This is a genomic window from Desmonostoc muscorum LEGE 12446 (assembly GCF_015207005.2).
Classification (GTDB): Bacteria; Cyanobacteriota; Cyanobacteriia; order Cyanobacteriales; family Nostocaceae; genus Nostoc; species Nostoc muscorum.
In genome coordinates this window covers 3,426,355-3,448,052 of record NZ_JADEXS020000001.1, presented here as the reverse complement: position 1 = coordinate 3,448,052, position 21,698 = coordinate 3,426,355, and the positions used below count along the sequence as shown (strand labels likewise).

The 21,698-nt window shown below is 40.4% G+C and carries 14 protein-coding genes and 1 tRNA gene; 10 read left to right on the top strand and 5 right to left on the bottom strand.

Going from position 1 to position 21,698, the window contains the following annotated elements; genetic code table 11:
* Window positions 1-15 precede the first annotated feature (15 nt).
* From IQ276_RS14810 to dhaL, 5 genes are all read left to right on the top strand, one after another.
* Window positions 16-321, top strand: a complete 306-nt coding sequence (locus tag IQ276_RS14810) for a DUF5132 domain-containing protein (RefSeq protein WP_190884602.1) — start codon at window positions 16-18, stop codon at window positions 319-321.
* A gap of 223 nt (window positions 322-544) precedes the next feature.
* The gene (locus tag IQ276_RS14805; protein ID WP_193918651.1) at window positions 545-1,126 is read left to right on the top strand and encodes an HMA2 domain-containing protein; all 582 of its coding nucleotides are present in this window, start codon (window positions 545-547) and stop codon (window positions 1,124-1,126) included.
* 305 nt (window positions 1,127-1,431) lie between these two features.
* Window positions 1,432-2,412, top strand: a complete 981-nt coding sequence (locus IQ276_RS14800; RefSeq protein WP_193918653.1) for a DUF4351 domain-containing protein — start codon at window positions 1,432-1,434, stop codon at window positions 2,410-2,412.
* Window positions 2,413-2,537: 125 nt separating this feature from the next.
* Window positions 2,538-3,614 carry a dihydroxyacetone kinase subunit DhaK gene (gene dhaK / locus IQ276_RS14795; RefSeq protein WP_193918655.1) on the top strand — a complete coding sequence of 359 codons (1,077 nt, stop codon included), beginning with the start codon at window positions 2,538-2,540 and terminating at the stop codon, window positions 3,612-3,614.
* A gap of 38 nt (window positions 3,615-3,652) precedes the next feature.
* Window positions 3,653-4,294: a dihydroxyacetone kinase subunit DhaL gene (dhaL, locus tag IQ276_RS14790; RefSeq protein ID WP_193918656.1), complete on the top strand. Its 642-nt coding sequence runs from the start codon at window positions 3,653-3,655 to the stop codon at window positions 4,292-4,294.
* Window positions 4,295-4,305: 11 nt separating this feature from the next.
* Here the strand turns inward: dhaL and asnB are convergent, their stop codons facing one another.
* From asnB to IQ276_RS14775, 3 genes are all read right to left on the bottom strand, one after another.
* Entirely contained in the window at window positions 4,306-6,231 is a 1,926-nt protein-coding gene (gene asnB / locus IQ276_RS14785; RefSeq protein ID WP_193918658.1) for an asparagine synthase (glutamine-hydrolyzing), read from the bottom strand.
* A 227-nt stretch (window positions 6,232-6,458) separates the two neighbouring features.
* Entirely contained in the window at window positions 6,459-6,680 is a 222-nt protein-coding gene (locus IQ276_RS14780) for a hypothetical protein (RefSeq protein WP_193918660.1), read from the bottom strand.
* A 206-nt stretch (window positions 6,681-6,886) separates the two neighbouring features.
* Window positions 6,887-9,214 (bottom strand): IMS domain-containing protein, encoded by a 2,328-nt coding sequence (locus IQ276_RS14775; protein ID WP_193918662.1) that lies wholly within the window; start codon window positions 9,212-9,214, stop codon window positions 6,887-6,889.
* 813 nt (window positions 9,215-10,027) lie between these two features.
* Between IQ276_RS14775 and pdhA the strand changes: the two genes are divergently transcribed.
* The 3 genes from pdhA to IQ276_RS14760 all read left to right on the top strand — a co-directional run bounded on the left by pdhA (window position 10,028) and on the right by IQ276_RS14760 (window position 12,236).
* Window positions 10,028-11,062, top strand: coding sequence for a pyruvate dehydrogenase (acetyl-transferring) E1 component subunit alpha (gene pdhA, locus IQ276_RS14770; protein WP_193918664.1), 1,035 nt, complete (start codon window positions 10,028-10,030; stop codon window positions 11,060-11,062).
* 172 nt (window positions 11,063-11,234) lie between these two features.
* Window positions 11,235-12,104 (top strand): aldose epimerase family protein, encoded by an 870-nt coding sequence (locus tag IQ276_RS14765; RefSeq protein WP_235115678.1) that lies wholly within the window; start codon window positions 11,235-11,237, stop codon window positions 12,102-12,104.
* A gap of 60 nt (window positions 12,105-12,164) precedes the next feature.
* Window positions 12,165-12,236 (top strand) — tRNA-Lys (locus IQ276_RS14760).
* 242 nt (window positions 12,237-12,478) lie between these two features.
* On the opposite strand, the gene IQ276_RS14755 is transcribed toward IQ276_RS14760, so the two are convergent.
* Both IQ276_RS14755 and IQ276_RS14750 read right to left on the bottom strand, forming a co-directional pair.
* Window positions 12,479-18,295, bottom strand: coding sequence for an AAA family ATPase (locus tag IQ276_RS14755; protein WP_193917449.1), 5,817 nt, complete (start codon window positions 18,293-18,295; stop codon window positions 12,479-12,481).
* Window positions 18,296-18,544: 249 nt separating this feature from the next.
* Window positions 18,545-18,916 carry a four-helix bundle copper-binding protein gene (locus IQ276_RS14750; protein ID WP_190879211.1) on the bottom strand — a complete coding sequence of 124 codons (372 nt, stop codon included), beginning with the start codon at window positions 18,914-18,916 and terminating at the stop codon, window positions 18,545-18,547.
* Window positions 18,917-19,620: 704 nt separating this feature from the next.
* On the opposite strand from IQ276_RS14750, the gene IQ276_RS14745 reads away from it, so the two are divergent.
* Together IQ276_RS14745 and IQ276_RS14740 are read left to right on the top strand one after the other, a co-directional pair.
* Window positions 19,621-20,883 (top strand): NAD(P)/FAD-dependent oxidoreductase, encoded by a 1,263-nt coding sequence (locus IQ276_RS14745; RefSeq protein ID WP_193917447.1) that lies wholly within the window; start codon window positions 19,621-19,623, stop codon window positions 20,881-20,883.
* 65 nt (window positions 20,884-20,948) lie between these two features.
* Window positions 20,949-21,500 carry a DoxX family protein gene (locus IQ276_RS14740; RefSeq protein WP_193917445.1) on the top strand — a complete coding sequence of 184 codons (552 nt, stop codon included), beginning with the start codon at window positions 20,949-20,951 and terminating at the stop codon, window positions 21,498-21,500.
* The last annotated feature ends 198 nt before the right edge of the window (window positions 21,501-21,698 follow it).

Sequence of the window (21,698 nt, the reverse complement as noted above, 5' to 3'; positions counted from 1 at the left end):
GGAGGAATTTTAACTATGCCAAAAATTACTGATTTCATTGAAGATGCTGGCCCTGTGGGAATTGTAGCTGGAATTGGCGCAGTTATACTGGCTCCTGTTCTGATTCCCATCGTCGCTGGAATTGGTAAACCCATAGCCAAGTCTGTAATCAAAGGCGGACTTTTAGCCTACGAAAAAAGCAAAGGAGCCTTTGCAGAACTTGGTGAAAGCTGGGAAGATATTGTAGCTGAAGCCAGAGCCGAACTGGCTGAAGACAAGCAAACTCCAGTATTTGAAGCTGCTAGCAGCCCTATTGACAACACCTCAGATAATGGTGTCTAAAACTGCACCAACTAAGTCAAAAAGGGGAATTGGGCATAGGGCATAGGGCATGGGGCATGGGGCATTGGGCATCGGGCATCGGGCATGGGTTATTTCTCCCCCTGCCTCCCCTGCCTCCCCTGCCTCCCCTGCCTCCCCTGCTCCCTCATCCCCCTCATCTCCCCACTCCCCACTCCCCACTCCCCACCCCCTTCTTTAAAATGCAACTCCGGAGGGCAGTTGTGTGTTGACAAATAGTCATGGTAATCTCACCAAGATGCCCAAAATTATTGAGCAAGCAGCTTTAAGCAATTTATCCAAACCAATATCCACAAAAATTCTTAGCAATACCCCAGGACGGCTACGGTTGAGAGTTGCTCTACCCCATCGTCAAAACGGGGAAATGCAACGCATTGCTGATGTATTAGAAGCACAACCAAACATTAATCAAGTGCGGACTAATATTGATCACGGTAGTATTGTGATCAACCACGATGCTAAAGATGACACTTTGAAAAATGTAGTTGCCACACTCACAGATTTAGGAGTTATTTTCGCCGATATTACTGAGGGTAAATCTGAAGCGGCGGTGGGCATTACAAATGCAGTTGTGAACTTAAACAAAAGAGTCGAACTAGCAACAAAAGGCGAAATTGACTTGCGCGTTATTTTTCCCTTAGGATTGAGCATCCTTGCTATTAGACAGTTACTAGCTAAGGGTTTGCAATTTGAAATTATTCCTTGGTATGTGTTGGCGTGGTATGCCTTTGATAGTTTTATTAAACTGCACGGTGTGAGCAAACCACAATCAACAAGTAATGAGTGAGCTAAATATTATGGGATAGCCTCTAAAAGGCTTAGAGGATGCTTGAAAAGTATTTTTGGTAACATATAAGCCTCCCAAACCTAACCCCCCGAGCAAGCCTTCCCTACAAGGGAATGGGCGTTTCAAAGCCTCTCTCCTTGTAGGAGAGAGGTTTTTAGTATACATTTTGACTTTTCAAACAACCTCTTAGGCATAGCCCAACCCAGGCATCGCCAAAAAACTCACAAACAATTCACACAGGCCGCGCATGTGGTATGAGTTGTGATAATTGATTTTTTGGTATTTGCTGATTGCGATCGCCATATATGAGTTTAGAAGAACTAGAAAGAGCAGATAATGATAGCCCGTGGAAAGAAATTTTATCAGCTTACTTTCCCCAAGCTATGCAATTTTTCTTTCCCGAAACAGCAGCATTAATAGATTGGCAACGTCCCCACGAATTTCTGGATAAGGAATTTCAACAAATCGCCCGCGAAGCAGAACAAGGTCGGCGATATGCAGATAAATTAGTGAAGGTTTGGCAACTTCAAGGACAAGAAATTTGGCTGTTAATCCATGTAGAAATCCAAGCCAAATCAGAAGACGCTTTTAGCCAAAGAATGTTTTCTTACAATCTGCGAATATTTGATAAGTTTGGTCAAGGAGCCATAAGTTTGGCGATTTTGTGTGATGCTGATCCAACATGGCGACCAAACCAATATAGTTATAGTTATCCCCATACCAGACTGAACTTTGAATTTGGCATCGTCAAGCTTTTAGATTATCAAAACCGTTGGCAAGAATTAGAAGCCAGCGACAACCCATTTGCAACTGTAGTAATGGCGCATTTGCAGACACAGCAAACAACTAAAAAGCTCAAAGAACGTAAAGCTGTGAAATTTAGCTTGATTCGCCGATTGTATGAATTAGGCTTGCCACAAACAGATATTCGTAACCTGTATCGATTTATTGATTGGGTTATGATTTTACCAAAAGCCTTGGAAGCAGAATTTTGGCAAGAGTTTAAACAGTTTGAGCAGGAGCGGACTATGAGCTACATCACCACAGGCGAACGCATTGGCTACGAGCGTGGGAAACAAGAAGGCAAGCAGGAAGGGAAACAAGAACAAGGACAAACTCTCGTGCTACGGCAACTACAAAGACGGGTAGGAGAGTTACCACAAGAGGTGCAAAGGCGTATTCAAACTCTTTCTCTAGAGCAGTTAGAAGCACTTGGAGAGGCTTTATTAGATTTTACAGCCATTGAAGATTTACTTAGCTGGTTGGAAGCAAATCTCACAGCGTAGAAAGCAAAAAAATACTGCGCTGATGATGTGGTGCGATTGTTAAAAACTAATTATTCAATGAAATCTTCCCAGTCCCCAGTCCCTAGTCCCCAATTCAAATCCTCTTTGTCACAAGCAACCAAACCATGAAAAAGCTGATTAACAAGCCAGAAGACTTTGTACGGGAAAGTCTAGAGGGTATGGCGGCGGCTCATTCTGATTTAATTAAAGTCAACTATGACCCTGCTTTTGTCTATCGAGCCGATGCACCTGTACAAGGTAAAGTAGCAATTATTTCTGGTGGGGGTAGCGGCCACGAACCGATGCACGCTGGTTTTGTGGGACGAGGAATGCTTGATGCAGCTTGTCCTGGAGAAGTTTTCACTTCACCTACCCCTGACCAAATGCTAGAAGCAGCTAAGCAAGTAGACGGAGGGGCTGGTATCCTTTATATCGTTAAAAATTATAGTGGTGATGTGATGAATTTTGAAATGGCAACGGAGTTAGCTCATGCTGAGGGCATCCGATCGCTAAATATTTTGATTGATGACGATGTGGCAGTCAAGGACAGCCTGTATACCCAAGGACGACGGGGTGTCGGAACAACAATATTGGCGGAAAAAATTTGTGGCGCAGCAGCCGAAGAAGGGTATGATTTATCACAATTAGCAAATTTGTGTCGGCGGGTAAATTTGCATGGGCGGAGTATGGGAATTGCTCTGACCTCTTGTACAACGCCAGCCAAAGGAACGCCAACATTTGAATTGGGCGATCGCCAAATTGAATTAGGTATCGGTATTCACGGTGAACCAGGAACAGAACGCACAACGATAAAATCAGTAGATGAGATTACCGAAATTTTGACGCGATCGCTCATTGAGGATACAGCATACACTCGCACATTGCGCGAGTGGGATGAAAACAAGGGAGAATGGGCGGATGTGGAACTAATTGATCCACCACTTGTAAAAGGCGATCGCGTGTTAGCTTTTGTCAACGGGATGGGTGGAACTCCGGTTTCGGAACTGTATCTTGTTTATCGCAAACTCGCCGAAATCTGCCAACAACAAGGATTGCAGATTGTACGAAACTTCATTGGCTCTTATATTACATCTCTGGAAATGCAAGGTTGTTCCATTACCCTGCTGAAGTTAGATGATGAAATGATGCGGCTATGGGATGCACCAGTAAAAACGCCGAGTTGGCGCTGGGGAATTTCATAATTACGAATTACGAATTACGAATTACGAATTATTTTGATATGGTCAGTCAAGCGCAGATATTACAATGGTTGCAGTCATTTGCATCGGAAATAGAGCAGAATAAAGCATATTTGACAGAATTAGATGCAGCCATTGGAGATGCTGACCACGGGATAAATATGGATCGTGGGTTTAAAAAAGCGATCGCTCAATTACCCACTGTTGCAGACAAGGACATTGGCAGCATTCTCAAAACCGTGAGTATGACTTTGATTTCCTCTATTGGCGGTGCAAGTGGTCCTCTCTACGGTACTTGGTTTTTACGAGCGAGTGCAGCAGTAACTCTTAAGCATGAGTTAACAGAACAAGACATGTTAGAGCTATTGCAAGCAGGTTTAGATGGCGTGCTGCAACGTGGTAAAGCCCAACTAGGGGATAAGACAATGGTAGATGTGCTATCTCCGGCTGTGGGAGCTTTTCAGCAGGCTGTAGAACAAAATAACGGTACTGTGAAAGCTATGCAACAGGCTGTAGCCGCTGCCCAAAGGGCGTTGGAGGAAACTATACCAATGCAGGCGAAAAAAGGACGGGCTAGTTATTTGGGAGAGAGGAGTGTTGGACATCAAGATCCGGGAGGGACTTCTGCTTATTTGATGTTGAAGAGTTTGTTGGGGGTGTTGGAAAGTTCTGGAGAATTTTGAAAATGATTACATCAGATGAGTCCGAATTTTTCTTGAAGAATACAAGCACTCAGCATTTTCATCAAAACTAAATCGATGGAAATACGTTGGCTTTCACTCATTGTTGGTAATTGATCAAGTAAATTAATTACTGCTGCATGGTTATAGAAGGGAACAGAAGACATCAAAGAACTCCGCAGAGTATCTTGGACAAGTTGCTGTAGGGCTTCATTTGGCTGGACACTTGAAGGTGGAGCTAGAAATGGATGCTTTTGGCGGTTATACATCGTATCGGTTATAAACGGCTTTGCTGCTTCTCTTAGTACATATTTTTCAGTCAGTCCACGAATCTTGAGTGCAACGGGCATATTGCAAACTAATTCCACAACTTTGTGATCCAAAAAAGGAAGCCGCCCTTCAATAGAATGTGCCATTTCAACACCATCACCTAACATCCGTAAAAGGTAATTAGGTAAGACAGTTTTAGACCACAGATAGAGAGATTGGTGTACAGGCTCCCTTCCCTTCAGTTGTTCTTGCACATCTATCTGATTAAAAAACATCCGATAAACATCTCTGTGTGAAAATTGTGCAAGAAAGTCTGGTGAATATAAAGGAACCGACCTGAGATATCCCTCAGATGAAGCCTGCATCCAAGCAGGGGCAAAGCCTAACAAACGCTGAACACCATTTAAAGCTTGACTTGAGCTATTTTCAGCTAATAATCCCACTGAAACTTTATTCTTTAACTTCAGTTCTTCTAACAAAAGTTTTACTGTCTGCTCATCTTGTCCTTGTTGATTCTGGAGCAACATATCTTGGCGGAAATGAGCATAGCCTCCAAATATTTCATCTGAGCCTTCACCTGTAAGTACAACTTTATAACCTGCATCTCGCGCCGCTCGACTTAACAGATATTTGGCAGTTGTGTTGGGATTAATACATAGCATTTCACAATGCCAAATGGAATCTGCAAAATGTTCAGCTAAGTCCGATTGGCGAATAGGAATAGTCTGTAAATTAGCACCAGTATGTGCTGCCATTTCACGAGCAATTGGTTCTTCGTTATAAGCTTCATGGTCAAAAGCAAGAGTAAATGCGTTCAGAGGAGAAGAACTATGATGTGCTGCCATCCCTAAAACTGTAGATGAATCAAGACCACCACTGAGATAAAAGCCAACTGGCACATCAGCCCTCAAACGCAATTGGATAGCTTCATCTAATGTATGGCGAAGTTGTTCAATATAATCCTCTGCTTTGTACTGAGGTAAGGAATCATTAATCAGCGGATAATCAAAATCCCAATAACGATGCAGTTGTATTCCAGAGCGAGATGCCAACAGAAAATAGCCTGGTGGTACTTGGTAAACATTGGCAAAGATAGTGCGGTCTGGAGCTAAGATGCCGCACTCAGCTTGCCAAAAAGATTCATGATCCCAATAACTAGGGACACCCGCAGCAAATAAAGCTTTGACTTCGGAAGCTAGATAAATAGTATTTTCATAAATACTGTAATACAAAGGCTTGATACCAAAACGATCTCGTGCTGCAAAAAGCAAATCATTACGTTCATCCCAAATAACAAAAGCAAACTCACCCCTCAGATGATGCAGGCATTGTGTCCCAAACTCGCTGTATAGATGCAGAGCTATCTCAGTATCAGAGTTTGTTTTTAGCTCATATCCCCATTGTTTCAAATCACGCTGTATACGCTCGAAGTCATAAAACTCTCCATTGGCAATAATATGTAGAGTTTCATCTTGGTTGGCAATCGGCTGATCTCCGTTTTGAAGGTCGATAATACTAAGTCGTGTATGTCCTAGTGCAACACGTCTATCTGGAGAAATCCAAAATTTTTGTCCATCTGGACCTCGATGCTTCAAGGAATCAATACCTAGTCTCAAAGATGATTCAGAAATTGGTTCCTGTTTGGAAAACAAGGCTACTATGCCACACATAAAATACCACTATTCTTTCAGACTGATTTGAGATTCTAAGAGTGTGTTCTTTAATCTTTTATAAACATTAATATTAAAAATACCACCAACCAATCCCTAGTTGTTTTGAACATAATTGGCGAAAGTTAATTTTTCGTTTTGCAAAGCATCGAGAAGGCAGAAAACTACATTGTTTGCCATAATTTACCTAATTTATTGACTGATTGAAGGCTCAGGAAACATGAAATTCAAAAGCATTTTCCCTGAAAGCTTGTAACAGCGGGAGCTAGAAAACCCCCAAAACCTGCCTGCGCTACAACGCTGCTGATTTCTTCTAGTTTAAATGAACCGTAAAGTTGAGGAATGTTTACTCGACCAATATTGGTCATACCTACTGTTGTACGTGCTTCATTGGGGCGAGCGAGAAGGAACTCGAAAAACTTCTTGAAAATCAAAACTAGGCTGAACATATCATTGCCCTTTAGAGGATGTTTGAAAAGTCTACGCTTATATCCAGATCCCCCCGAGCAAGCCTTAAAAACGGGGGAATAACCTTCTCTTTGCTCCTGGTTACAATAAAGCGAATTTATCTTTGGGTAAACCGTAAAATATTATACCGTATTTTCTTTTCTTTTGTGTTTAAGTTCCGTTAGGCGTAGCTCTTCGTAAACATCGCCTAAAAATTCCAACTTATTTGATCGACAACCGATATACTCTGAATACGCCATTTGCCGTTGTATCGAACCAAATCATACTTGACTCGCAACTTTTCATCAGAAGAACTTTTAAACTGACCATTTTCATATAACTGTGTCGCTTCTTTTACCGTAGCTTCCACTGCGGCGCGATCGCTAAATAAATCAATTTTTTCTACAGATTCAATCTTCAAGCTATGAGCGTACTTGCGATAGCGGTTATCTATCCTATCTTGTTGAGCAATCAGCCGCCATTGAGACAACGCTGAACCAGTTAAAATCTGCTCTAAATTATTAATTTGATGATTAGGCCCTAAAGCTGCGGCCTTGGTAGATAGCCAATCTTGAATTACTTCCTGTGCCGTTGCATTTGTGAGAGCGCCTTCTGGGAATTCTGGTTTCTTCTTTGGGTCAGGAATAAAGACTGGTGGTTGATTTATCTGTACGAACAACTGTAAATCACGGGGAGATGATGTCGGAAAAAATAGATTTTTTATCCATCCAAATGCTGTTGTGGCTAACACCCAGAAAACTAATATAATCACTAGGGAAATAAACACTCTCCACACCAGCCGTGTTTTCCCTTCTATAGTGTTAGCAAAAGTCCGCCGCCGCCGTCGCGGACGTGGACGAGGACGATTATCAGGTATACGCTCTCGGTTAACAGGTTGAGTAGGTTTTCTTCGCCTACGCTTTTGGTTTTCAGCGGGTGCAGCCGGTCTAGCTGAACCATTCCAATGGTGATTATTACCTCTAGTTGTGCGTTCAGCAGTAGGAAGCGGTGCAGCTGTTAATTCTGGATTTACACCCTCAGACGAATTCCATCTTGGTGGCGAGAAATTTGAATATTGCGGTGTTTCTTTTGCTGGTGTTTCTGGTAAATTTTGGTCTGGTGTTGGATTGCGATCGAATTGTCGAAAAGTCCCAGTTGAATTGTTGGCAAAACGTGGATTATTTGTTTGTGGTTGTTGAAAAAGCTGGGGATTAATTACACCAGATTCATTAGTTGTTTGGGCATCCGTTGGCAATGCTTCTAAATAAGCTTGCACCTGTGGGTTAGCAAAATATTCTTTTAAAGAAGCTTGCTGGTTCGCCAAATCTCGAAAATGGGGAAATACTTCGTGTTGCAACCACTGTTCTGTATATAAACACAGCCCTGGTAACAAATCTGGGGAATCTTGAGATTTTTCCCGAATAAAGGCTAAAGCTTCGTACTCCTGACTAAGTTCTAAAACACGAGTTGCTTCTTCGGTTTGTCCCAAGAGTAATGCACACAGCGACTGTTCTAAATGTACATCTTGGCGATTGCCCAGACGCGCTAGCATTTGCTTTGCTTGGCGAACTAAAGCGGGTTGTCGTTGAGCAAATCCCCTTGCTATCAAGGCATAAACAGCCAAATAAATGGCAACAGCAGAAGGACGTTTACTTTCTGCTTCAAATAATTTCTGTTGCTCTGCGACTGTTAAGTGGTTGCGTAATTGCTGGATAAATCGCAGAAAATCATCTATGTTTAAACCAGAGCGATCGCTATTTGTGCCATCAATGCCGCCACGATCTTCTAAAAGGTTTTGCAATAATTCCAAGCCTTGGCGTCGTTCGGCAGTTTTTTCTTGAGGCAGTGCCAGTAACTCTAAAATTCGATATGGTCGTAATTTATAGAGATCTGCCTGAATTTCTGCTTGTACACTGACGAATAACCCTTCGCGTACCAGCAATTCCTCACCAGTTTCTAAGGATACAGCGGCATTTTCGTAGTGACCTTGCTGCCACTGTTCGCGTCCCAGTTCCAAACAAGCAAGGGCGACAGTGAGAACAACATCTGGGCGTTCAGGACTTTCGGTGATTTCTTCATCTGCGAGATTATTGCCCTTGTTGTTACTTGCAACAGCGTTTTTATTCACCAGGTACGGACGACCTAGTTTTAGTACAAGTTCATATTCCCCTAATTCTTGCAAAATCAACAAAGCGCCAACTAATTCCTCTTGGGAAACATCGATACCCAAATTCTGGGCGTCAACACCCCTTTTGTGGCTTTCTCTGAGATTTTCTGCTGCTGCTGTGCCAGCAGCAACGTTATCAGGGTCATAGGCGTGGGCAAGATAAAGGTGATCGTAGGTACTGCGTTGTTTTGGATCTGATAAAACCACGTAAGCTTCTTCTATAAGTTGTTTGCGAGAAGAAATTGCTGCCTGAGAATACTCACGTCGTGGCAATTGCACAATGCGATCGCTGTACGCTTGCCGCAATTGTTCATCACTTGCCGCTAACGGTAGTCCTAAAATTCGGTAGTAATCTAGCGGAATTCGCACAGCCTACTTCCCCTGCACCGTGATCAACATAATTCACCTAGAGCTTTCCAGGCCTGTAAAACCGTGCCATAACAATGCCGTATAGAATCTACTCTACAAGTGTATATTGCAACTACTTGTTTTGTACCTTTCCGAAATTTTGAGTCACATTCTAGTACTAATTTTTTGCCTTCGCCCAGAAAGCTTCAGCTTTTTGTCTTAATTCTTAGTATTTTTGGTTTAATACAACTATCATCAGCCTTCGATACCACAAACCACAACTACCGCTTTTATAACGGCATAAATGTTGTGGTTACAGGAATCTATTGATTGATTTTTTCGGGACTTTCCCCAGTATGCGGTTAGTAAACTACTACTTTAGGGGGTTGACCCTGATAACAGGAGACAAAAATCATATCATATTTAACCTTTAATTACAATTACCCATTTAGGTATAGAAACTTTTACGTCATTTTTTTTAAATTGTTAATGGATATGCAGAAACCAGTCTATCTTGATTGGTACTCTATCAAGGGGAATGGTCAGGCAGAAAAACCCAAAGGGGCAAATGTTGGTGTTAGAGTCACATCCTCACAGGGTTATGGGCACAAAAGTTAAAAATTCGTCTGGGAAAGTTGAGTGGCACTCAAACCGACACCATCCACTTTCCCAAAAATTCAAAATTTACCTATTCCCTAAAGTCCTTTTTTGGTGCATAAATAAAGTTTGATTGTTGACTCTTGCAAACGCTAACCTCATAAAGGCTCAGACGTTATCAGACCAACTTATTTAAGACCGTAACTTTAAGTTGTACAACAGGGATACTCAAAAATAATGGTTCAAGAGCGTACTTTACCCACATTTAATGCTGCCACTAACCGCATTACTAAGGAAGTTGGGTTACGGTTATATGAAGACATGGTACTAGGGCGTTTGTTTGAAGACAAATGCGCTGAAATGTATTATCGGGGCAAAATGTTTGGTTTTGTCCATTTGTACAACGGTCAAGAAGCCGTTTCCACTGGCGTTATCCAAGCGATGCGGCCGGGTGAAGATTACGTTTGCAGTACCTACCGCGACCACGTTCACGCTTTGAGTGCGGGAGTACCAGCAAAAGAAGTCATGGCAGAGTTATTTGGCAAAGCCACAGGTTGCAGTAAAGGGCGCGGTGGTTCGATGCACATGTTTTCTGCCGAACATCGCTTGCTAGGTGGCTATGCGTTTGTGGCAGAGGGAATTCCTGTAGCAGCAGGAGCCGCTTTTCAAACCAAATACCGCCGCGAAGTGCTAAAAGACGAAAGTGCCGACCAAGTGACAGCTTGCTTTTTTGGCGACGGTGCAGCTAACAACGGTCAGTTTTTCGAGACATTAAACATGGCAGCTCTCTGGAAACTGCCAATTCTTTTTGTGGTAGAAAATAATAAGTGGGCAATTGGTATGGCTCACGATCGCGCCACTTCCCAGCCAGAGATTTACAAAAAAGCCAGCGTATTTAACATGGTGGGCGTGGAAGTAGACGGTATGGACGTGCTGGCGGTGCGTGCCGTTGCCCAAGAAGCCGTAGCCCGCGCCCGTGCAGGTGAAGGCCCAACATTAATTGAGGCACTTACCTACCGCTTCCGGGGTCACTCCTTGGCAGACCCAGATGAAATGCGAAGCAAAGCTGAAAAAGAATTTTGGTTTGCCCGTGACCCAATTAAGAAGTTAGCAGCTTATTTGCTAGAGCAAAACCTGGCAGATGAGCAAGAAATCAAAGACATTGACCGTAAAATTCAGGAACGAATCGACGAAGCAGTGAAATTCGCTGAAAGTAGCCCTGAACCAGACCCCAGCGAATTATATCGCTTCGTTTTTGCAGAAGACGAGTAATTTTGGGTATTGGGGACTGGGGACTGGGGACTGGGGATAAGGGAGACAAGAGGACAAGGCGACAACCAGAATAACTCCTCACTCAACACTCCCAATACCTAATCCCCAGTCCCCAATACCCAGTCCCCAATCCCCAGTCCCCACTCCCCACTCCCCATTAGGACTAAAACTTGTGTTTACCATTGCAATTCAAGAGCAACAATACAAAACCTACATTCTTTCAGATGAAAGCGCTGGTTCTCAACTGGAAATTGTCCCAGAACGGGGTGGTATCATCACCCGTTGGCGGATACAGGGGCAAGAAATTTTCTACTTAGACACTGAACGCTTTGCTAATCCTGATTTGAGCGTCAGGGGCGGAAATCCGATTTTGTTTCCTATCTGCGGCAATTTACCGGATAACGCTTACACCCACAACGGGAAACAATACACTCTCAAACAACATGGCTTTGCCCGTGATTTACCTTGGCAAGTAACTGACCAACTAACTCAAGATAAAGTTAGCCTCACCCTCGTCCTCAACAGCAACGACCAAACACGGGCTGTTTATCCTTTTGACTTTCAGGTAATTTTCACTTACGAACTCCAAGGTAATACCTTAGAAATTCGCCAGGAGTATAAAAATCTTTCATCCACATCATTGCCCTTTTCTTCAGGATTTCATCCCTATTTTCTCACCCTTGATAAAACCGAGCTAGAGTTTGAAATTCCCTCTCAGGAGTATCAAGACCAGAGAACCAAAGAAATTCACCCCTTCAACGGGAATTTTGACTTCAACCAGGATGAAATTGATGTTGCCTTTAAGCAGCTAACTAGTAAATCGGCAACTGTGACGGACAATAGCCGTAAGCTAAAGCTGACTCTGGATTATGGCGATGAATATCCCATTTTGGTATTTTGGACACTCAAAGGCAAAGACTTCTACTGTCTGGAACCGTGGAGTGCTGCTCGTAACTCTCTAAACACTGGTGAACATCTAACAATATTAGATCCAGGGGGCAGCTACACAGCATCTGTACGCTTAACAGCAAATTTTTTCTGAACCCCTTTACAAATCTACAGATGCCTGTGCTATGATGGCAAAGTTGCGAAATGAACGAAAGGGTCGCTAACTCAACGGTAGAGTACTCGGCTTTTAACCGATTAGTTCCGGGTTCGAATCCCGGGCGACCCATGCAGTTATGATTTAGGTTGACGCTCTTACGCGGGGAGATGAGGGCTACGGTGTATACACAACTCGAATTACCCCCCTTAATCCCCCCTTATAAAGGGGGGAAACCGGAAAATCTAGTTCCCTCCCCTTTCCAAGGGGAGGGTTAGGGTGGGGTAAAACGCGAATTCATCAACTACTTCAGACTTGTGTATACACGGTAGGGAAATGAGGGAGACAACAGGACAAGAAGAATAACTCCGCACTCAGCACTCCTGAATATGCCGAGCAATCCAACTTTGATCGAATATCAACTGGTAAATACGGTTGTGGACTTTTAGAGAACCTTGTTGTTTAATAATTAGCCCTGATAAGAGCAATTCTTTTTCTTCTGGACTATCAACGGAGAGTGTTTCTCCTTGGTGTAAAATTTGTTGATAAAGCTCTAGAAGTTTGTTAACTTGTAAATCGCTATTGAGAATGCGATCGCGAATAGTTCTTAAATGCTCCGGCTCATCTTGGGATTCCCAATTAGCTATCAGATTTGTGGCTACCAAATTTTTTATCCATTCGGCTTCAATGTTTGCTGGAATCACAGATGAAGAGTTACGGATGAGCTTACAGAGCTTTTGAGTGAGAAAAGGCTGCCCGTTAGTCCAGTGTAATATTTCTCTGATGACTTTGCGAATGGCGATCGCATCGCTAACTTTCTCTTTTAATCCTTCACCTAAAGGATAAACTTCATCTTCTTTAAAACCCTCTAGTTGAATTGACTGACCAATATTAAAGGGTGTTCGCTTATGGTCTGAGATTAAGTCTGAGGGAGTTGCTACTCCAAAGAAAGCAAAAGTTAAACGCCGATATTCTAAGTTGATACTACGCTGATTGTAACAGAAGCGTATCAAAGCAAAAAAATCATCAACAGAGAAATTTAAGCCTAAGACACTATCAATTTCATCAATAAATATATAAATTTTTTCCCTCTGAACTTGCTTTAGTAAAATATTTTCAATAAATTGACTTAACTTCTGAGTGGGCGATAAATCTTTGTACTCATTCCACCAAACAGGAAGATTTACCTTGTCTAACAAATCAAAATTCTGCCATAATTCCACTGCTAACCCCAAGTACCATTGACCAGGGGTAATGTTGTCACTACCAATGCGAGTTAAATCAATTGCGGTACAACTAAATCCTTCTTGTTGAAGATAGTGCATCATGCGTACCATCAGGCTTGACTTACCCATCTGCCGTGCATTTAGTATGTAACAAAATTCACTATGCCTCAATGCTTGATAAAGGTGACGGTCTGCGGAACGCACTACATATGTGGGAGCATCCATCGGCAAACTACCCCCAATTTGATAATCATAGGTTGAGAGTTGTTCTGAACTCTTAAGTAGATCGTTTTCAAATCTGAGTTTTTCTTGAGTAATTTTTAGTTCTTCTAGTGTTTGTAAGAGTTCTTGATTTCGCTCTTTAACTTTTTGTTCTAAAGTACGATTGTAATCTTCTAATTGTTCATATAAACGTGAATTTTCGATAGATATAGCAGCTTGAGCAGAAAGTATTTTCAAGATTTCAATGCGCTCTTGAGTAAATGCATGTGTGATTAAATTATTTTCTAAATATAGAATGCCGCTTAATTTACCTTGATGAAGTAGAGGAATGCAAAGAATCGATTTAGGTTGCACAACGGTAACGTAATAATCGCCGATAAATTGCCCCTCATGTTCTGCGTCATTTAAAACTACATTTTCTTGACTATGGGCAACATAGTTAACAATAGCAGTCGATAAAAGAGGCAAATTGTGAACAGTATCTACGGAATTTATAGTGATAGATTCTAGGATATTAATATTATCATTATCTATTGATCCTTCAGCTTCAATGACCAAAATTCCTTCTTTTTCAAGAATCAAAAAACCTCTTTGAGCGCCTGCATTTTCAATACAGATTTTCATGAGTTTTTTGAGCAATTTATCGAGAGTGATTTCACCAGCTATGGTTTGTGAGGCTTTGACAACAGTTCTCAAATCAAGTTTTTCGCTATCATTGTTAGTTGTAGAAATAGTTATACTATTTTTCTTATTCCCTGTTTGGCTGTTTACATTTACCAATAATTGGGGATATTCGGCTTCGAGATTTTTAACTTTGGCTGTTGCTCCCCATTGGGCATAACAATGATGAGCATTTTTTAAGTAAAACTGACCAATTTCTTCTCTACTAATTGAAAGATAAAATTCGGCTGCGCGTTCGTAAGCTATGGCTTCTTCGTGAATAAACTGGTATTTTTTAGCGCCTTGAATAGCTTGTTCATAAAGTTCCTCAGCTTGCCAATTTTGTTTTAGTGATCGTGCTTTTTCCGCTTCTACTAAAGCATATTTATGTTGAAAATTAGCTGGGCAATAGTTAGCCCATATTTTCAGATTTTCTTGATTTTTATCTACTTGATAAATTAATTCTTTTTGCTGCGTCACATCACACTTATCATAATAAGCAAGATAAGAAAGAGACGAATAAAAATTATGTTGGGGAGCTGTTAAATATGAGCTAGAAGCTTTGACAAATTTTTCCGCATTAATTCCGTTAACGAAGGCATCATTGTAATCTTTAAAAAAATAAGAATAAACTGTTTTTGCAAAATATACAAAAAATATTAACCATTCGCTATTGTTTTGTATCCAAGTTTTTATATATTCTTCCTCTTCTTTTTGAGAATTGCCAATAAATAAGTTATTTGTATTATTTATTTCTAATAATTTGATTGCTAGTCTATGAAATATTTCTATGGAATAAATACCAAATTGTTGCTTTAAAGTTTTGATCGATTTAGAATATTTTTGATAATCTCGATGAACATCTTCTAAACTATGTCCACATAAAAACTTTATCAAGGAATAATTTATAGCTGCATATGAAGCAAACTCATTTTCTCCTGTATCTATACCTGTTTTAAACCCATGTATTAATTTTTTGTGTGCGATTATACTCGTGAGAGGCTCTTTCCAGTGCCATATTTGTCCATAATGCATCTGTATAACAAAAGCTTCTAATTTTGGAGTGTTAAATTTTTTTAGTATATTTAGAGCAAGTTTGCCAAATTTATATCCATTATTAATATCTTTTTTTAGACTGCATAAAAGCATTCCATAAGTGCTGTATATGTAAGCTGCGTGAGGTGGATTTCCATATTTAATACAGAAATTAAGCTGGGTTAATATTACTTCAATAAATAATGCAAAATTTGTAGTATGTGTAGCTGAAATAATTTGCTGTAATATTAGTGTAGCCGCTATTTTCGATTCTTCTATCATCACAGGTAATTTAGCTAAATCTTCAAGATTTTTTTTCTGCAAAAATATTTTTATCACCTCTTGTTGCTGTTCAATTTTATTTTCTATGCTGCCAGAATTTGGAGCAATATTTATTCCAAGTTCTAGTAAAGCTTTCAAGGCAATATCTATTGCTTTATCGGTTTGAAATATGGTCGAATAGTATAATATTTTTATCTGATTGACCTTAGCTTTATCAAGAATGCCTTTGGCTTGTTCTAGAACATTTTCAGATAGTTCTTCAAATCGATCAAATTTAGTGTTTAAGTAAAGTATTTCTAAAGTTTCTATATGTAATTCCCATGTCAATTTATACTCATAATGCCAGCTATTAGATGGTAAGAATCTTAATCCCGTTTCTAAATATTTAAGAGCAGGTTCATAAGCTGTCGATGCTTTGGACTTTTTAGCTGCTTGAAGATTCAATTTAGCTAACTCATCTCTCTCTAATTGTTCAGTAATTAATTCTGCACCTTCGTTGAGTTGATTGACAATATTAAAAATATTTTCTTCTAACTCATCTTCTTGAGAATTCTTCAACAGGAGACGACCTATTTGCAGATGAACTGCTTTTTTATCTTCTTCTTGAATTAGAATATAAGCGGCTTGCTGAACTCGGTCATGTAAAAATTTGTAGGGAATAGATTTGGGATATTTGGGGATGAAAGCAGAGGAGATTTCCGAACTATCACTTGACATTTCCTCCTGACTCCATAGCAAGGGAAGTTGATAGTCATTACTCAAGGGAATAATCAAACCTTCCTTGAGTGCTGGCTCTAATTCTTGGGAGGTAACTGTCTGAGATTTTCTATTAACAAGTGACAAAATTTCTAAATTAAATTTGTTTCCTATACAGGCAGCTAGTTTTAAAACATTCTGGGTGGCTTCATCAAGCTTCTCAATTTTCCTGATCATTAACTCAACTACATTATCAGTTATTCCTACTCTTTGGATTTCCTGAATATCCCATTGCCAAAACATCGCTTTAGTTTCTCCCTTAGTAAGGGGAAATTGAGGAGCATTAAAAAATAATAGTTTTTCTTTATACAATGTTTTGAGTAATTGGGTTAGAAAAAAACAATTACCACCACTTTTTTGAATCAATAACTTTGCTAGAGGTTTTGCATTTTTTATTGAGCAATTTAGGGTATCAGCAACCAATTGGTTAACATGGTTGCTTCTCAAAGATTGAAGCATTATTGGATTTACTTTAGCTTCTGTTTTTTTAATTTGCTCTAAGGTATACATTAAGGGATGGGTAGGACTAACTTCATTATCTCGGTATGTCCCTATTATCAATAAATATTGAGTGTCAGCATTGGCGATTAATAGCTCAATTAAATTCAAAGATGCTAAATCTGCCCACTGTAAATCATCAAGAAAGATAACTAAGGGATGTTCTTTTTTACAAAAAATTCTAATAAATATCTCAAAGAAAAAGTTGAACCGATTTTGTGCTTCACTCGCTCCTAGTTGCTCAATGGATGGCTGTTTACCGATAATCTTTTCCAAGTCATGAATTACATCAATAATAATTTGTCCATTATTTGCTAAAGCTTCTAAAATTTTATCTTTCCAAGTTTGTAGGGTTATTTCAGATTCACTTAGTAGTTGACGAATTAAGTCACTAAAAGCTTGTGTGATTGCTGCGTAAGGAATATCTCGCTGCAACTGGTCAAATTTGCCATGAATAAAATATCCTCGTCGGTGTGTAATGGGTTTGTGAATTTCATTGACTAAGGCAGATTTGCCAATGCCTGAATAACCAGAAACTAGTACTATCTCAGTACTACCTTGGCTGACTCGCTCAAAGGTGGTTAAGAGTTGAGAGATTTCCTGTTCTCGACCGTAGAGTTTTTGGGAAATCTGAAATTTTTCAGAAATATCCTGACGCCCTAAAGAAAAGTGCTTAATTTTTCCTAAAGTTTGTAACTGATAAAGACAGTTTTCCAAATCAGCTTTTAATCCCCTAGCACTTTGATATCGTTCCTCTTGAATTTTGGCTAATAATTTCATCACAATGTTAGAAACCATCAAAGGAATTGAGAGAATTCGCTGGTGAGGTGCATCAGGTTGTTGTGCAATGTGGCAATGGACTAATTCCATTGGATCAGTTGTTTCAAAAGGCAACTGATTGGTCAACAGTTGATAGAAAGTGACGCCTAAAGAATAAAAATCACTGCGATAATCTATTCCCCGATTCATTCGACCAGTTTGCTCTGGGGCGATATAAGCCAAAGTTCCTTCTAATTGATTTGGATTGCGAATCGTCTGATTTTCTTGAGGTAAACGAGTGGAAATGCCAAAGTCAATAATCTTAACCTGCCCAGTTTCTGGATTGTAGACAATATTTGAGGGATTAATATCTTTGTGAATAATATTCGCATTGTGAATAGTAGCCAAACTTTCAGTTATTTTCAGGGCAATAGTCAGAAATTCTTCTAAGACAAACTGCCGCTCTGATATTAAAATTTTTAAAGAGCTACCGCCAAAGTCCTCCAAAAACATTACTAAACTATTCTGATATCGCTCTAAGCTATATGCTTTAATAATTCCATCAGCATTCATTGAACACGTAATTTCATATTCCTGCTTATAACGGTTGAGTTCTGAAGGATTAGGATAGTTTTCTTTGAGAATCTTCAAGATAATGGGTTGATTATCAGGCTTGAGGATAGCTCGATAGACTAACGAGTTATCACTTTCATAAATTTGTTGAATAATCTGATAGTTTTTTATTGTGTTCATGACATGAGATGAGCGCCTAACGCACGGCTATACAAAATGGTGCGTTAGGCTAAAGCCGTAACGCACCCTACTTAAGATTTACTTTATAAATGGTCGCGGGGACGCAGAGAGATTTGAATAATAAGTGATTAGCCGGATATGATATGACGCCTTTATTCTTGACTTCTTAAATTACTTCAAGCGCCCAGACTCTTTGAGTCTGAGCGCTTGAATATTAGGTTGCAGACAAACTTCTGCGAAGTAGGAGAATTATGCAGGCATCATGTGCATAGATCTGCAAGATTCTGCACATTTGCGGCAAGCAGCGGCACATTCCATCATTTTGGAATCATCGCTCATCATTTCACAGGCCATCGCACAGCGATCGCACATTTCTGCACATAGCATACAAGTGCGTCCCATGAATTCAGAACCGCCCATCATCATGTTCATACACATCATGCACATTTCAGCACAATCACGCATCATGGTCATCATGGTCATCATACTCTTATCCATCTGCTTACCACCTTTGCTCATGCAGTAAGTCATGGTTTCCATGCACATTTTGTGACAATCCATACAAGCTTCAATACAAGCTTGCATTTCTGAAGTCATGGTTTCAGTCATCATCATCATCATAGGAAATACCTCCTGATTTCTTGATGCATTAACATTGTCCTTGTCAGGACTACTTATAACAGTAGTCCTATCTTTTTAAGGAGTCAATGGGGTTTTTATCCAGAATTTATAAGCCTACTATCCCGATATAATTACCGGGAATTTAAATTAATTCTCCAAATATTTAGTGTTGTTTTTCCCAAGATTCCTACATGTTAAGGCTTAGATACTCCCATTTGGAAGCGGGGTTTTATTGAGGAAATCAACTTGACCTTGGGGATCAAAAGTTAGAGTTAAATTTTGAGAGAAAATAATGTCATTTTTTTTAACAAATGCCTCAAAAAATATTTATTAACTTATATTAACTTGAAGCTAGATACGCTTTAGAATTACACGAAACAGCATGAAAATCTCTTGACCGCTACGCTGACTTTTCACGTCATGTGGAAAACCAACGCGAAACCTAACCCCCTAGCCCCCTTGCCTAGTAGGGAAGGGGGAAAATTCAAAGCCTCTCGCTTCTTAGGGAAGAGGAATGGAAGTGAGGTTTTCCAGATGCCGTGAAAAGTTAGCACCGCTACGCCTGCCCTACCTTGATTGAGAATAGTTACTTTCTGTGCATCTTGTTTTGCCTTCTCCTCAAGGTTAATTTCAGTGCCATTATTATCAATATATTGATAGTCAATAACTTGACCGACTAGCTAAGTAAATTCAAGAGGGGAAGGATGAACAGTCGCCGCGTTGTCATTGTTGGCGCTGGATTCGGTGGGTTGCAAGCTGCCCAATCTTTAGCTGATTTTGGTGCAGATGTGTTATTAATCGATCGCCACAACTATCACACTTTTATACCGTTATTGTATCAGGTTGCCACAGGTCAATTGGAACCTGAGTATATTGCTTACCCGATTCGGACGATCTTACGGCGATTCTCTTTCTTGAGGAATAAGCCTAAGGTTCAGTTTTTGATGGCTGAGGTTGAGCAAATTGATTTTTCAGGGCAAACTGTTGAGACAGATAGTTGTTTAATTACCTATGATTTTCTGGTGCTAGCAACTGGAAGTCGAACCCAGTTTTTGGGAGTTCCTGGAGCTTCAGAATATGCTTTCTCAATGAGAACGTTAGAACAAGCAATAGCAATCCGCAATCAGATTTTCTCTTGTTTTGAGCGAGCTATCCACGAATCAGATTCGTCACGACGCCAACAACTGCTGACGTTTACCATTGTCGGTGGTGGGGCAACCGGTGTGGAGGTGGCGGGTGCTTTTGGGGAAATGCTTCGAGGCCAGTTGCGTCGAGACTATCCGACAATTTTACAGGATGTGAGGTTGATTCTCGTGCAATCTGGCGATCGCTTATTGGCTGAACTGCCAAAAAAGTTGGGAGCCTACACTCATAAACGATTACATCAGCTAGGAGTGGAGGTTTATCTGCTTTCCAAAGTTACTAAAGTGACTTTTGAATCTGTACATCTACAAAACGATGAGGTAATTCCAACTGCAACCGTCATTTGGACTGCGGGGTTAGAGGCAAATTATCCGACAATATCACAGGAGGTATCTTTAGCCAATAAGGGAAAGTTAATTGTTCATCCCACCCTACAATTACTAGAGCAACCCAATGTTTATGCCATTGGGGATCTAGCTTATGTGGAACAGAACGGTAAACCATTAAGTGGGGTTGCACCAGAGGCACTTCAGCAGGGTGTTACTGTAGCCCGAAATATTCAGCGGCAATTTCGAGGTCAATCACCAGAGCCTTTTAGCTATTTCAACAAAGGAAGATTAGCGATTATAGGCTGCTATTCAGGTGTGGGAAAAATTGGCGCATTTGCCTTTACAGGTTTCCTGGCTTGGCTGATGTGGCTAGGAGTTCATTTAGTATATCTTCCTGGCTACCGCAGTCGTTTTTTTGTGTTACTGACTTGGCTTCATACTTATTTATCACGCGATCGCTCAGTTCGCTTAATTCTCTCTGTGAAAAAACGTTAGCTCTCTTCCCAATTCCTGCAATTAAAATCAATCATCGTTAGCTTACCATAGTTGGAGTTCAGGCAATGACTGAAAATAGAACTTATATTAGTCTCAAACCCAAGGATGTGGCGATCGCCTATTTGTTGTTGCGAATTCTCATAGGTGTGAATTACTTTAATCACGGATTCACTCGCATTTTTAACATCCCTGGATTTGTTGAAGCTACCGTCAAACAACTGGCAGATTCTTATTTTCCCGAATTTTTAGTGAGAATCAATTCCTATCTAGTGCCCCCTGTAGAGTTAATTGTGGGCGTGTTAATCACACTTGGGTTAGCAACCAGAGGCGCTTTGATTGTTACCTTTGCCTTAATGATCATCCTGAAGTTGGGGGTAACATCGGTACAAAACTGGGGTGCAGCTACTTCCATGCTTTCTTACGGGATTGTGCTGTTTATTTTACTTGCAGGTAGCAGCTTTAATATTTACTCCCTCGATCATTGGAGAAGAAAGAAACAAAACCTTGCAGAATCAGCGGCGGATCGTGAACAAGGTAGGGTCAACTTCTTTAGAAATAACTTTTGGATAAAACGTCGGTTACAGAATAGTTTACCCAATCATAGTACTTTCAAATAAAGAAATATTACTAAATCAGTGGGGTAGCACAGCTAGCTGTACTACCCCACTAAAGATTGTTGTTGAAATATATGCAAAAGTTTTAAGAATAAACTCAAACAACACCGTATTATGGTAGTTAGTAGCATTTATGTCTAATACTTTCTTTTTTGCCTTAAAAAAATATCAGGTAAGCCACCTCCTGATTCCCTGACGGCA

Bases quoted from the DNA above. Each gene is read 5' to 3' on its own strand.
- IQ276_RS14810 (WP_190884602.1), top strand. From the start codon at position 16: ATGCCAAAAATTACTGATTTCATTGAAGATGCTGGCCCTGTGGGAATT.
- IQ276_RS14800 (WP_193918653.1), top strand. From the start codon at position 1,432: ATGAGTTTAGAAGAACTAGAAAGAGCAGATAATGATAGCCCGTGGAAA.
- dhaK (WP_193918655.1), top strand. From the start codon at position 2,538: ATGAAAAAGCTGATTAACAAGCCAGAAGACTTTGTACGGGAAAGTCTA.
- dhaL (WP_193918656.1), top strand. From the start codon at position 3,653: ATGGTCAGTCAAGCGCAGATATTACAATGGTTGCAGTCATTTGCATCG.
- asnB (WP_193918658.1), bottom strand. From the start codon at position 6,231: ATGTGTGGCATAGTAGCCTTGTTTTCCAAACAGGAACCAATTTCTGAA.
- IQ276_RS14780 (WP_193918660.1), bottom strand. From the start codon at position 6,680: ATGTTCAGCCTAGTTTTGATTTTCAAGAAGTTTTTCGAGTTCCTTCTC.
- pdhA (WP_193918664.1), top strand. From the start codon at position 10,028: ATGGTTCAAGAGCGTACTTTACCCACATTTAATGCTGCCACTAACCGC.
- IQ276_RS14755 (WP_193917449.1), bottom strand. From the start codon at position 18,295: ATGAACACAATAAAAAACTATCAGATTATTCAACAAATTTATGAAAGT.
- IQ276_RS14750 (WP_190879211.1), bottom strand. From the start codon at position 18,916: ATGATGATGATGATGACTGAAACCATGACTTCAGAAATGCAAGCTTGT.
- IQ276_RS14745 (WP_193917447.1), top strand. From the start codon at position 19,621: ATGAACAGTCGCCGCGTTGTCATTGTTGGCGCTGGATTCGGTGGGTTG.
- IQ276_RS14740 (WP_193917445.1), top strand. From the start codon at position 20,949: ATGACTGAAAATAGAACTTATATTAGTCTCAAACCCAAGGATGTGGCG.